Raw genomic sequence first — 13,527 nt, forward strand, 5'->3', positions numbered from 1 at the left:
AAGGATAGTAGTTATAAGTTGAAAACATAACTATTGGTGGGGAGAAGTAAATGATTGTACACTTACTCCGTGCGCCTAGCATCCTGGTCAATCAAAAAATCCTTGCCATCTGCGGTTCTGACTTTAGTTATCAATACGGAACCCTAACCCGAATTGAATCAGCCCGTTCTCCGGCGACTTTTGGTAGGAAACCGACAAGGCCAGCTGATCGGAAACGGGCGCGATGTAGAAGCCCGCGCCGTAACCATCATGCCAGCCGTCGGGCGAGGAGCCTTTGAAGTACACGCGGCCTCTATCATAGAAACCGAACACCCCGTAGGAGAAGGGTAGGAAGGACGTTTGGACGCGGCCGAGGGCCAGACGCAGCTCAGTGTTCAGGTACAGGCTGGCGTCGCCGGTGAAGCGGTTGCGGTAATAGCCCCGCAGGTTTTCGCGCAGGCCCAGGCTGGTGAACTTGTAGAACGGAATGTCGTCGTCGTTGCCATAGTTCTTGCCGCCACCCCCTTTCACGACCAGCGTTACCGGAATGCCGAGGCGGGCTGTGCCATAGTATTCGGCAAAGCCCTGGGTCAGGCCGAAGTTGCCTTTACTGCCGTTAAGCTGATGGTATGTGTCATGCTGTACCCGCAGGCGCACGCCGCGGCGGGCAAACTGCTGCCGGTCGCGCAAATCCACATCGAGCAGGGCATTTACGCCAATGAGTCGCTGAAAATCGGTGTTCGGAATCCGGTCGTCAGGCACAGGAATTAGTTGGCGTTCCAACTGGCCCAGAAAGCTGCCGGACGCATAGCTGGAGGTGTACTGCTCGTAGGTAGGCCCGATGCGGAAGAGGCTGCGTTGCCAGAACACTCGTTCCGTAAAAGCATTCAGCGTGAAGCCTTTGTAGCGGGCTTTGTAGTACTTATCGTCGTAGAGGTCCTGGTCCTTACGGGTGTCGTTGCCGAGGCCAAAGAAGTTGTAGAAGGGGAAGAAGTTGCCGTACTCGGTGCGGGCGCCAATGTCCCACTTCCCGAAGGCGTAGCGGTGGCGCGTAGCCAGTGACACCTGAAAATTGCCGCCGCTCGAGCCCCGGATATCAAAGGAATACAGGTTCTTGAAGCCTGGTTTGCGGAAGCCCTGGCGCACGAAATCAACCCCGGCGCCTACCCCCAGTCCGTCGTTGGCATTCACGATGACGGTAGCGCGGGGCTTGTAGGTATTGTACTCAAACTCTTCCCGGTCGTAGCGGTTCACATCGGGCCGCGTGGAGGTGCGGTTGTCACTTTCAGAACCCAGCTTCAGGTCGGTATCGGGCACATCGTACACTTTGGTAAGGGTGCGCAGGCCGCCGGCCCGCGAGTCGTCCGTAATCTGGTCTTGGCCGTCGCCCCCGATGATGCGTACCAGCACGCTCTTTTTCGCCGAGCCTGTAACGGTAAACACATCCTTGCCATCGAGGCCGTAAAGGCTGATTTCCTCGGTTTCGCGGGGCGAGAAGGTACGGTCAAACAGGGCGGGGCCGTTGGGCTCGTTGCCTTCCTTTGCCTTATCGAACATCTGCACCCGCACCTTGCCATCAGCCAGCCGCTCTACCCGAAATACCTCGGCTTTGTTGGAGCCCACTACGTCCACCCGCTTGGCCAGGAGCAGGTAGTATTCGTCGAGGGCCTGGGGTAGGGCGTTGATGCGGGCTTTGAGCTTGCGGTTCAGCTCGTCGGTGGAAAGCGCCTTGAGCTCGGGCGGCAGCGTGGCGGTTGCCTCGTCGATAGCAGCGGGGGTAATGTGCTCTTGCATGTAGCGGGCAATGTCCTGCCACTGCTCCCGGCTCAGGCTTTGCAGCAGGAACCGGTCGAGGTGGCGGGCGGGCCAGTTCAGGCTTTTCATATCGTGAAACTCCAGCTGGAAATCCTCGATGCTGGGTACGGCCCACTCCCGGTTCGCCAGGTAAGTCAGCACCCCGTTCCACTTAGTAAACGACTGGTCCCGGTCGCGCGGGATGGGCTTGTACACGGTTTTCTTCCCGTCTTTATAACCCGCCCATTTCCAGTTGTCCTCGTGCTTGCCGAAGTCGGCCACCAGCATATCGAAGGCGCGGGCGCGGCCCAGGTTCACGGCGTCGATGCGGTTGTCGTTGTCTTTGTAGAGCTGGCGGAAAAAGCTGAAGGAGCGCCGCACCTCGTCGGCGCCGCCAAAGCCGGGCAGGTTGGGCTTGGGGTCCACGGGGCGGTCTTCCAGAGTGCCGAACAGGCCGGCGTACTCCTGGCGGTAGGGGCCCAGCTGGCGGTTATCGGGCAACACAAACAGGCGCGGCCGCGCGTGCAGAATGTCGGTTTTATCGAGCAGGGAGCCGGTAACCAGCGCCGAGTAGGGGTGAGCCGTGGGGGTGATGTCGCGCAGCACGTCGGCGGCAAAGGAGCGGCGCAACTCCGGGGGCAGAATCCGGGTTACGTCCTTATCCACCGAGCGAAACACGTACTCTGAGGAGTCAGCGGCAATTAGTTTCAGGGAAGTAGTCTGGCGCCCGCCCCCACGGCCGAAGGGGCGCAAGCCGCCTTTTTCGGTGGCGAGGTTGAGGGTTTGCACCTGTACCGGCTGGGTCCAGGAAGTGCGGTATAAGTCGCCGAGCCAGAAACGCGACGATCCTTTACCGGCGTACTGCTTGCCCGCCGCCAGGGTCTGGGTGGCCTGGAAAGGCACATCGGGTTTGGTTTCCGCTACCCCCTTCGGCGCTGTAGGGCACTCCGGAATAAAGCTGTTCACGGGCACCTGGGGCAGCCGTGGCTCCTGGCAAGCTGACTGAAACAAAGTGGCCGCGTAGGCCTCCTTCACGGCGTTACTACCCCCCTCGAAGGTGTAGAAGGTAGTTTTGACGGTACCATCGGGGTAGTACTCCAGCTTCGAGAAGCCTTCGGCCGCCTCATTAAACTGGGAGCGGCCATTCACACCTACGTGCTGTTTTTCCGCGAACGAGCCTGAAACCAAATGGTAGCTGCCCTCGGCCTGGGTGAGCTGCAGGCTGAAATCGTGGGCGGCGGCATACACGGCGCCGGGGTGGTCTTTCAGAGTGTTCAGCATTTCCTTCCGGAACTGCTGATAGGCCGGGTTGGCCAGGTCGCGGGGCGAGCCCACGTTCTGGCGGTAGGCCGCGTAGATGGTGCCGGCTACGGGGGGTAGGAGGTGCCGGCTCAGGGGCATGTGGCCTCCGTAAACCCCATTGCTGATGACGGGCTGATGGCCCACCAGCAGCACGTTGCGGCCCTTGGTGTCATCCAGCACGTCCTGCAGCTGCTCCCGGAACTCCTCCTGGGTCATGGTTTTGCAGTCGGTATCCGGGGCTTCGGGCCGGTCAAAAGGATGAGTCCACCAGGGTGAGTTGATGGCAACCAAGCGAACCAGCGGGGCTACGTCCACGATTTCGGGGCCAGGGCAGCCGCCCGTGGGCACGAAGGCATTCTGGCCGGGCAGTTTTTCCTCGATATACTTTTCGAGGCGGCGTACGCGCTTCAACCCATCGGGGCCGGAGTTCGCCCAGTCCTTGTCGCCGGGCACAAAATAGAGCTTGCCATTAGGCAGACCCTGCACCAAGGCAATAAGCGCATCAGCACGGGCGGTTTGGCCGGCCTGGCTTGAATCCTTACGGCTTCCTAAGCCCTCATTACCCACAATGTCGCCGAGGTGGACAACCGTGAAGGAGCCTGATTGCTGCTCTAAAGTCTGGCGCAGGGCCTGCAAACGACTGGCCGGGAGTTGGGCGGAGGCGGTATTGCCCAGCAGGAAAACCGTATGGGCCGGCGGCACGGTTTGGGCAAAGGTTGGAAAGGTGGCCGCCAGACCTAAACCAGTCAGCAGCGCGCAGGTGTAACGAAGGGGCATAGAGGAGGGGAGTGTAGAACCCACTTCTACGCAGGAATCAGCAATCCGATTTAATCCGGCTTTAATTTCAGGACTGATCCTTAAAGGCAGCCTTACGAAGCCACCGATGCGGTAGCAAACCGCCGCAGTAACTTCTGCGCCAGCAGCATCACTAAGCATGGCACTAGCACCCAGTTTACTTCGCTGCGAAGCACGCGGGCACCCCACTCGCCCAGAAAGTTTTTCACCCCAATCGGCGACACGGCAACGGGTCGGAAATCGAAGAAGTACCGCTCCGGTTGGAACGGGCTGTAAAAGGCAACCCCCAGTCCACCGGTGGTCATGGCATCGAGCACGCCGTGCGAGGCCGTTGCCAGAAACAGCAGCAGCCACAGGCGCATTGGGGGCGGGGCGGGGGTAGGCCCTGGGCGCAGCCGACCTAGCCCCGTACCAATGGAAGCTACTACCCCCGCCGCCAGCAGCGAATGGCTTATTCCCCGGTGGCCCCACAGGCTGCCGTAGGCGACGTGAAATTTAAAGCCCACTACATCTGCATCGGGCAGGAAAGCACAAGCGGCGGCCAGCACCCAGTAGGGCCAGTGGCGGCGGTCGGGCAGCAGAAGCTTGCCCACGGTAGCGCCCAGTACGCAGTGTCCGAAGATAGAGGCCATAAGTGGGGTAGGGAGATGCGCCGGAAACCAGGAAAGCTACTCGGCCTGTAGCTCTGTGGCTACCCGGGGCACGCCCGTGGAAGCCGGCTCCGTTATGAAGTGCAGGTTGGGTCGGGAAGTGACGGGTGGGCGGCTGGGGTCGATGATATAAACGGGGGTAGTGCGCGGCACATAGTCAAGGAGGCCCGCCGCCGGGTACACCTGCAGAGAAGTACCGACTACCATAAATACATCGGCGGTGGCGGCTTCTGCGGCAGCGCGCTCCATCAGGGGCACGGCTTCCCCAAACCATACAATATTAGGGCGCAGCTGGTGACCTTTCTCGCACAGGTCGCCCAGCTCAATCAGGTCATCATCCATGGGATAAATCAATTGATCAAAGTAGGAGCTGCGCGATTCAAACAGCTTGCCGTGCAAGTGCATGACGTTCGAGGAGCCGGCCCGCTCGTGCAGGTCGTCCACGTTCTGGGTGATGATGACTACCTCGAACTGGTCTTCCAACGCGGCCAATGTCAGGTGTCCGGCGTTGGGCTGAGCCGCCCGGGCCGCGGCCCGGCGCTGATTGTAGAACTCCAGCACCAGCGCGGGGTTTTTCGCCCAACCTTCGGGGGTAGCTACTTCCTCAATCCGGTGTCCTTCCCAAAGTCCATCGGAGCCACGGAAGGTGGCCAGGCCACTCTCCGCGGAAATGCCGGCCCCGGTCAGGGCTACAAGTTTCTTTTTCATAAGTCGAGAGACGGTGCTTAGGAACTAGACGAGGCTTTGGGCCCACAGGTTGGGTAGGAAATACGGGCCGGAGCTACTCAAACCGCCCCAATTCATGGCGGCTGAAGGTCCACTCCGGCGTATACACATGCTGCTTGTCGGCCTCCAGATTAAACCACGCCCCGGCTTTGGGCTGCGGGCCAGCTTTCAACACATGCACCTGCTGGGCCGGCATGTAGCTCTGAGCTAGTAACACCAGCCGCCGGCCCGTAGCCGGCTGGGTTGCTACATCCAGCACCAGTACCGCATGCCCCGGCGAACCACCCCGAATAAGCACGTCGCCGGGCTGCACCTGCGCCAGGGGCATCGGCCGCAGCTCTTTGCTCAAGGAAAGCGTACCGGCGTAAGTAAAAATCTGGTCGAGGTAGCGGCGGAAGGTAGCGTGGTCGGGCTTCTCCACGGATTTGGGGGTAGGCACCACGTCGTTGCCTACTACCCGAAAGCCCCGGCCCTGGTACCAGTCCTGAAACCGAATATCGTGGCCGCTGGTCAGGTGAAAGTGCACTTGGTCGGGGTTCTGGCTGAACTGATACTCCGCCCGCAGCCGAATGACGGCATCGGCGCACTGTTGCAGGTCGCGGGTTCCTACGTCTAAATCCAGCACGGCGGCGTGCACATCCTGGCGGTCCTTGAGCTTGCTGTTGTGCAGGTGTACCGCGGTGCCGGTCGGTAGCAGCGGCACCTCCCGCAGCCAGGCCCCAAACGAGCCGGGTGCTACCGCTACGCGCTGGTAGCCCGCCGGCACCGGAAACCGGGCCGCCAGGGTTTGGCCCGAGCGGTAACGTCCGGCCGGCAGCCAGGGGTAGTGGTTCAGCGGAGGGGTTAAGGTATCAGGAAGGGGTAGTAAAAGGGGCGAAGTAGCCGGCGCATACGACATAACAGCGCTTAGGCCAGCACTCAATAGAATAATCTTACCAAGCATACGAAACCAGATATTAAGTAGAGCTAATATAACGGGTTAGACTAGCTGATATTGGGTGTATGCGCAAAATAAAAAGGCCCACCTGCTGTAGGTGAGCCTTCTTTCAAGAAAATCAGGATTCAGGTTATTTGGCCTTGCCGGTTGCTTTTTTAGCGGTAGTGCTGGTTGCCTTTTTCGCCGCTGGCTTTTTAGCGGCGGGTTTTTTAGCGGCCGTTTTCTTAGCCGGGGTATCGGCCTTTTCAGCAGCTTCAGGTGCTGCCTTCTTCGCAAAGCGGCCCCCTTTGGCCGGCTTGTCGGGGGTAGCCTCCGCCAGCTCCAGGCAGCGCTCCAGGGTCAGGCCGGCCGGGTCCTCGCCCTTCGGAATCTTTACATTCTTCTTGCCCGCCACAATGTAGGGCCCGAAGCGGCCATTCAGCACCTGCACGTCGGGGTTCTCGGGGAACTCCTTAATCAGGCGTTCGGCATCGGCTTTGCGCTTGGCCTCAATCAGGTCAATGGCTTCCTGGGCCGTGATGGTGTGCGGGTCCTGCTCCTTAGTTAAGGAGTAGAACTTGCTGTCGTGGCGGATATAAGGACCAAACCGGCCGAGGGCGGCAGTCATATCCTTGTCCTCAAACTGGCCCACAATGCGCGGCAGCTTGAACAGGTCCAGGGCCTCTTCCAGGGTGATGCTCTCAATAAACTGGCCCTTGCGCAGGCTGGCGTACACCGCCTTTTCTTCCGAGCCTTCCTTCGGCTCAATCTGTACGTAAGGCCCGAAACGACCCAGCCGCGCCGTGATTTTCTGCCCGGTTTCGGGGTGAGTCCCGATTTCACGGTTGCTGCCCAGGGTGCTGCGCTCAATGTCCTGGCCACGCTCCACAGTTTCATGGAAAGTGCCATAGAAACCAGCCAGCATATCGGTCCACTGCTCCTGCCCGTCGGCAATGCGGTCAAACTCGTCCTCCACCTTCGCCGTGAACTGATAATCAACGATTACCGGGAAATGCTCCACCAGGAAGTCGTTAACTACCATGGCCGTGTCGGTAGGGAAAAGCTTGGCCTTATCGGCGCCGTAGGTTTCGGTTTTTACCTCCGTTTTCACCTCGGCACCGTCCAGCGTCAGCACATGGAATTTACGCTCTTTGCCTTCGCGCGAGTCCTTTTCCACGTAGCCGCGCTTCTGAATGGTGCTGATGGTGGGTGCATAGGTGGAAGGACGGCCAATACCCATTTCTTCCAGCTTTTTCACCAGCGAGGCCTCGGTGTAGCGGGCGGGCGGCGTGGCGTAGCGCTCCGTGGCGCGCAGCTGCTGCAGGGGCAGCTCCTGGCCTACGCTCAGGGGCGGCAGCCCTCGCGAAAACGACGATTCGCCGTCTTGCTCTTCGTCATCCTTGCTTTCGGCGTAAGCCTTCAGAAAACCTTCAAACGTGATGACCTCGCCGGTAGCGGTGAGAGTAGTGCCGGGCTGGGTGCTGATGCCAATGGTAGCCACCGTGCGCTCAATCACGGCGTCGGCCATTTGCGAGGCCAGGGCACGCTTCCGGATCAGGTCGTAGAGGCGCTGCTCCTGCGAATCGGAGCCCGCCTTTACCAGCGCGAAGTCGGTGGGGCGGATGGCTTCGTGGGCTTCCTGGGCCGAGGCCGACTTGGTTTTGAACTGCCGGGTGTGGGCGTACTCCGCACCGTAGGCGGCCGTAATGGCTTCCTTGGCGGCGCCCAGCGCATCCTGCGACAGGTTCACGGAGTCTGTCCGCATGTAGCTGATCTTGCCCGCTTCGTACAGCTTCTGGGCCACGCTCATAGTCTGAGCCACCGAGAAGCCCAGCTTGCGCGAGGCTTCCTGCTGCAGGGTAGAGGTAGTAAAAGGCGGCGCCGGGCTGCGTTTACCGGGCTTCTTCTCCAGGTTCTCAATGCGGTAAGCTGCCCCCACGCACCGGGCGAGGAAGGCTTCGGCCTCTTCGCGGGTCTTAAAGCGGGTAGGAAGCTCGGCCTCCAACACGGCGCCCCGGCCCGCATCGAAGCGAGCTACTACGCGGTAGGCCGAGGACGTCTTGAACTGGCTGATTTCCCGTTCCCGCTCTACCACCAGCCGCACGGCCACCGACTGCACCCGCCCAGCCGACAGGCCAGTCTTTACTTTTTTCCAGAGCACCGGGCTCAGCTCGAAGCCCACGAGACGGTCGAGTACGCGGCGGGCCTGCTGGGCATTCACCAGGTTCAGGTCAATTTCCCGGGGCGTGGCAATGGCATTGAGAATAGCGTTCTTCGTGATTTCGCGGAACACAATGCGCCGCGTCTTCTCGTCGTTGAGGTTCAACGTTTCAGCCAGGTGCCAGGAAATGGCTTCGCCCTCACGGTCATCGTCACTGGCCAGCCAAACGGTTTCTGCTTCCTTGGCAAGCTTCTTCAACTGGCTGATTACCTCCCGCTTATCAGCCGACACTACATAGGTGGGCTTAAAGCCATTGGCAATATCAATGGCATTATTGTCCTTGGGCAAGTCGCGGACGTGGCCGAAGCTGGACTTTACCACGAAGTCCTTGCCCAGGTAGCCCTCGATGGTTTTGGCCTTGGCAGGAGATTCGACGATGACTAGATTTTTAACCATAGGGGGTGGGAAACGCTAGGCTTGTTTCGTAGGAAACGGCGGGTGCAGCGCAAAAGTTGAATTTTGCCGCAAAGATGCTGGAATAATCCGGCCTGGCAGCGCTGACAATAGAATATTAGCCTCGCCGCAGGCCGTTATGACCGGCAGTGAGTACCGTTGTTTAAGGCAATTAGTTCACAATCCGGGAGTTATTAGGCAGTAGTAACTTTTTGGGAAGAATTGTGAGCTGACAAGTCTATTCGCTACCTTTGCCTGTTCCTGAACCCTGCTATCTGGGGTTCTGTTAGTGCACCGCCTTGCTTTCAAGCAGGTTTCGCTACCACACCTAGTTTATGGCATCAGCTAAGACGCCCAGAAACAACCGCCCGGCTCCTGCCGCTCCGGATACGTTTGAAGAAGCAACCCTGGAAACTGCCGCCGATAACGACGGCGCTACCTCGTTGCCACAGACCAACAACTATACCCGCAAACGGGGTACGGCCAGCACTGCCGGCTACAGCACCCAGGATCCGGACTATATTAACGATCAGCTGAACCGGGTGCTCTACGCTCTCGACGCCTTTAAGAAGGGGGACGTATCGGTGCGCCTGACCAAGCAGGACGATGACATCTTCGCCGAGATAGCCGAGGCCTACAACTCCATGGTGGAGATGATTGGCGGGGTAGGGGGCGAGGTGTCGCGCATCTCGAAAGTGGCCGGGGTAGAGGGTAACCTCAAAGCCCGTGCCTCCGCCGACAATGCCGCCGGTTTCTGGCGCGACATGATCAACAACATCAACGGCTTGGTAGATAGCATTGCCGTACCGGTGTTGGAGGTAGGCAAGGTCCTCAAGAACATCAGCAAAGGCAACCTGGACGAAACCTTCCAGATTCCGGTGTCGGGCGACTTCAAGGTGATGGCCGAAACCATCAACAAGACCATCGACAACCTCAACCTGTTCGCCGGCGAGGTAACCCGCGTGGCGCAAGAAGTAGGCACCGAAGGTAAGTTGGGCGGCCAGGCGAGCGTGCCGAACGTGGGCGGTATCTGGAAAGAACTAACGGACAACGTGAACTACATGGCCTCGAACCTGACCTCTCAGGTGCGGGACATTGCCAACGTAGCCACCGCCGTAGCCCGCGGCGACCTAAGCCAGAAAATTACGGTGGACGTAAAGGGCGAGCTGCTGCAACTAAAGCAGAACCTGAACCAGATGGTGGACTCCCTGAACCTGTTCGCCGGCGAGGTAACCCGCGTGGCCCAGGAGGTAGGTACCGAAGGTAAGCTCGGCGGCCAAGCCAGTGTGCCGAACGTAGGCGGCGTGTGGAAGCAGCTGACGGATAACGTAAACACGATGGCCTCGAACCTGACCTTGCAGGTACGCGACATTGCCAACGTAGCCACCGCCGTAGCGAAAGGCGACCTGACCCAGAAAATCACCGTGGATGTAAAGGGCGAGCTGCTGCAGCTGAAGCAGAACCTGAACCAGATGGTGGACTCGCTCAACCTCTTCGCCGGGGAGGTAACCCGCGTGGCCCAGGAAGTAGGTACGGAAGGCCGCCTGGGCGGCCAGGCCGTGGTACCGAATGTGGCCGGCGTATGGAAGGAGCTGACCGACAACGTAAACTACATGGCCTCGAACCTGACCCTGCAGGTGCGAGACATTGCCAACGTAGCTACCGCCGTAGCCAAAGGCGACCTAAGCCAGAAGATTACGGTGGATGTAAAGGGCGAGCTGCTGCAGCTGAAGCAGAACCTCAACCAGATGGTAGACTCCCTGAACCTGTTCGCCGGCGAGGTAACCCGTGTGGCGCTTGAAGTAGGTACCGAGGGTAAGCTGGGCGGCCAGGCGAGCGTGCCGAACGTGGCTGGTGTGTGGAAAGAGCTGACGGACAACGTAAACTACATGGCCTCGAACCTGACGCTTCAGGTACGCGACATTGCCAACGTAGCTACCGCCGTAGCCCGCGGCGACTTGTCGCAAAAAATGACCGTAGATGTGAAGGGAGAAATCCTGGAGCTGAAGAACATCCTCAACCAGATGGTGGACTCGCTCAACATCTTCGGTGACGAAGTAACCCGCGTAGCCCGCGAAGTAGGTACGGAAGGGAAGCTGGGCGGCCAGGCCAACGTGCCCCGCGTAGGGGGTACTTGGAAAGAGCTGACGGACAACGTAAACACGATGGCCTCGAACCTGACGCTGCAGGTACGCGACATTGCCAACGTGGCCACGGCCGTAGCAAAAGGTGACCTGACCCAGAAAATGACGGTGGATGTAAAAGGCGAGATTCTCGACCTGAAGAACATCCTCAATCAGATGGTGGACTCGCTCAACATCTTTGCTGGCGAGGTAACCCGCGTAGCCCGCGAGGTAGGTACCGAAGGTATTCTGGGCGGCCAGGCCAATGTGCCGAGCGTTTCGGGTACCTGGAAAGACCTCACCGACAACGTAAATACGATGGCCTCGAACCTGACCTCTCAGGTGCGGGACATTGCCAACGTAGCCACGGCCGTAGCCCGCGGCGACCTAAGCCAGAAGGTGACGGTAAACGTACGCGGCGAGCTGTTGCAGCTGAAAGAGAACTTGAACCAGATGGTGGACTCGCTGAACACGTTCGGCGACGAAGTGACCCGCGTGGCCCGCGAAGTAGGCACGGAAGGCCGCCTTGGCGGTCAGGCCGTGGTGCCCAATGTGCGCGGTACCTGGAAAGACCTGACGGACAACGTAAATACCATGGCCGCCTCGCTCACGAGCCAGGTGCGCGACATCGCCAACGTAACCTCCGCCGTAGCCCGCGGCGACCTGAGCCAGAAAGTATCGGTAGATGTTAAAGGCGAGCTGCTCGACCTCAAGGACAACATCAACGTGATGGTGGACTCCCTGAACGTGTTTGCGGGCGAGGTAACCCGCGTGGCCCTGGAAGTAGGTACGGAAGGCCGCCTCGGTGGCCAAGCCAACGTACCCAGCGTGAGCGGGGTGTGGAAAGAGCTGACCGACCGGGTAAACACCATGGCCTCCAACCTCACCACGCAGGTACGCGGTATCGTGAAGGTAGTAACGGCTGTATCGCAGGGCGACTTGACTCAGAAGCTGACCCTGGACGCTAAGGGTGAGGTAGCCGACCTGGCCGAAACCATCAACCGAATGGTGGACGACCTGAACCGTCTGGCTTCGGAAGTTAGCCGCGTGGCTCGCGTAGCGGGTGGCGAAGGCAAGCTGACCGAGCGCGCCACGGTAACCGACGTGTCGGGCTCCTGGAAAGAACTGGTGGACACCCTGAATGCCCTGATCGAATCCATTGCCTCGCCGGTACTGGAAGTGTCGCGGGTAGTACGGGCCATTTCGGAAGGCGACCTGCAGCAGCAGGTAGAAATCGAAACCACCGGCGACATCCGCGCCATGGCCGACGCCTTGAACCTCGCCGTGGACAACCTCAACGAGCTGCTCGGCGAAATCAACGAGTCGTCGCAGATTGTAGGGGAGTCGTCGGAGGAAATGGTGGTGAAAGGGCAGGAGATGAGCCGAGTAACCGTTGACGTGGCCCTGGCCATGCAGCAGATGGCCGAAGGCGCTCAGAACCAGGCTCTCAAGACCGACCAGGCCTTTAAGCTGATCGAGGAAATTATGCAGGCGACCAAGGAAACGGCCGGTAAAGCCGACGTGGGTATCAAAGCCGCTATCCTTGGGGAGCAAACCTCGCAGCTGGGTCTGAAGACGGTAGCGGAAGTGGTGAAAAACATGGAGGAAATTAGCTCGGCTGCCGCCCAGACCTCCAAAACCATTGAAGTACTAAGCACTCGTTCCCAGGAAATCAGCAAGTCGCTGGGCGTTATCACCGACATTGCCTCCCAGACCAACCTGCTGGCTCTGAACGCCGCCATCGAAGCGGCCCGCGCCGGGGAAGCCGGTCGTGGTTTCGCGGTAGTAGCCGAAGAAATCCGCAAGCTGGCCGAAGGCTCCCGCAAGTCGGCCAGTGAAATTGCTACCCTGGTTGAGGACGTTAAGAAGGATACGACCTCGGCGGCCACGGCTATCAGCACCATGGAAGGCCGGGTACTCAAAGGCAAGAACGCCACGTTCGAAGCCAGCTCGGCCTTTAAAAACATTGCCACCAGCAGCGGCGAAACCCTCCGCACTTCCCGCGACATTCTCACGGCCACCGAAGTACAGAAGACATCGATTGGTGACGTAGTAAAGTATGTGGAAGAGGTGGTAGCCATTGCCGAGCAAACGGCCTCCGGTACTCAGCAGGTAGCCAGCACCGCCAAACAGCTTTCCACGAGTATGCAGGAGCTGACGACCAGCAGCCAGAAACTGACTGACATTGCCGATGACCTGCAGCTGGGCCTCTCGGCCTTCCAGCTCATGGAAGACCTGGAGGCAGAGCCTGAGCCCGAACCGGAGCCTATCCGTCGGCGTTCGATGCTACGCCGGGCAACCGCACCAGCTCCAACAGCAGTTCCCGCTGCGCGCCGCCCCAACCGGCGCGCAGCTGCGGCCCCCGCAGAGGCTCCGGCGGCCCCCGCCCGCAAAACGGCACGTCGGGTTCCTCCGTCCTCTTCTCTCACAACCGCCGAGGAAAACGGCAATACCACCGAACAGCCTACGACGGTTGCTCCTGCCCCCGCTCGCGCGCAGCGCAAAGAAGGAAGCAAAAAGACTTCATCGGCCGATGCCCCTGCTCCGTCCAAAACCCGGACTGGTAAAGGGAAAACCAAGTAAGTATTCATTCTAACCGCACCCCGGCCGCTATAGCTATAGCGGCCG

The 13,527-nt window shown here is 59.7% G+C and carries 6 protein-coding genes; 1 reads left to right on the top strand and 5 read right to left on the bottom strand.

What is annotated here, in order from left to right; translation table 11 throughout:
* Nucleotides 1-123: 123 nt before the first annotated feature.
* The 5 genes from GGU46_RS10315 to topA form a co-directional block, all read right to left on the bottom strand.
* The gene (locus GGU46_RS10315; RefSeq protein WP_183403424.1) at nt 124-3,852 is read right to left on the bottom strand and encodes a hypothetical protein; all 3,729 of its coding nucleotides are present in this window, start codon (nt 3,850-3,852) and stop codon (nt 124-126) included.
* Between the two features lie 92 nt (nt 3,853-3,944).
* Nucleotides 3,945-4,502: a metal-dependent hydrolase gene (locus tag GGU46_RS10320; protein ID WP_183403425.1), complete on the bottom strand. Its 558-nt coding sequence runs from the start codon at nt 4,500-4,502 to the stop codon at nt 3,945-3,947.
* A 36-nt stretch (nt 4,503-4,538) separates the two neighbouring features.
* The gene (locus GGU46_RS10325) at nt 4,539-5,228 is read right to left on the bottom strand and encodes an SIR2 family NAD-dependent protein deacylase (protein ID WP_183403426.1); all 690 of its coding nucleotides are present in this window, start codon (nt 5,226-5,228) and stop codon (nt 4,539-4,541) included.
* Between the two features lie 73 nt (nt 5,229-5,301).
* The gene (locus GGU46_RS10330; protein ID WP_183403427.1) at nt 5,302-6,144 is read right to left on the bottom strand and encodes a DUF4846 domain-containing protein; all 843 of its coding nucleotides are present in this window, start codon (nt 6,142-6,144) and stop codon (nt 5,302-5,304) included.
* 169 nt (nt 6,145-6,313) lie between these two features.
* Nucleotides 6,314-8,779, bottom strand: a complete 2,466-nt coding sequence (gene topA / locus GGU46_RS10335) for a type I DNA topoisomerase (RefSeq protein WP_183403428.1) — start codon at nt 8,777-8,779, stop codon at nt 6,314-6,316.
* Between the two features lie 332 nt (nt 8,780-9,111).
* Here topA and GGU46_RS10340 point away from each other — a divergent pair, with 332 nt between their 5' ends.
* Complete coding sequence (locus GGU46_RS10340) at nt 9,112-13,482, top strand: HAMP domain-containing protein (RefSeq protein WP_183403429.1); 4,371 nt, start codon at nt 9,112-9,114, stop codon at nt 13,480-13,482.
* The last annotated feature ends 45 nt before the right edge of the window (nt 13,483-13,527 follow it).

It is taken from the genome of Hymenobacter latericoloratus, from assembly GCF_014199535.1.
Taxonomy (GTDB): domain Bacteria; phylum Bacteroidota; class Bacteroidia; order Cytophagales; family Hymenobacteraceae; genus Hymenobacter; species Hymenobacter latericoloratus.

What these genes read in the sequence shown, in the direction of transcription:
- GGU46_RS10315 (WP_183403424.1), bottom strand. Translation starts at nt 3,852, where the DNA reads ATGCCCCTTCGTTACACCTGCGCGCTGCTGACTGGTTTAGGTCTGGCG.
- GGU46_RS10320 (WP_183403425.1), bottom strand. Translation starts at nt 4,502, where the DNA reads ATGGCCTCTATCTTCGGACACTGCGTACTGGGCGCTACCGTGGGCAAG.
- GGU46_RS10325 (WP_183403426.1), bottom strand. Translation starts at nt 5,228, where the DNA reads ATGAAAAAGAAACTTGTAGCCCTGACCGGGGCCGGCATTTCCGCGGAG.
- GGU46_RS10330 (WP_183403427.1), bottom strand. Translation starts at nt 6,144, where the DNA reads ATGTCGTATGCGCCGGCTACTTCGCCCCTTTTACTACCCCTTCCTGAT.
- topA (WP_183403428.1), bottom strand. Translation starts at nt 8,779, where the DNA reads ATGGTTAAAAATCTAGTCATCGTCGAATCTCCTGCCAAGGCCAAAACC.
- GGU46_RS10340 (WP_183403429.1), top strand. Translation starts at nt 9,112, where the DNA reads ATGGCATCAGCTAAGACGCCCAGAAACAACCGCCCGGCTCCTGCCGCT.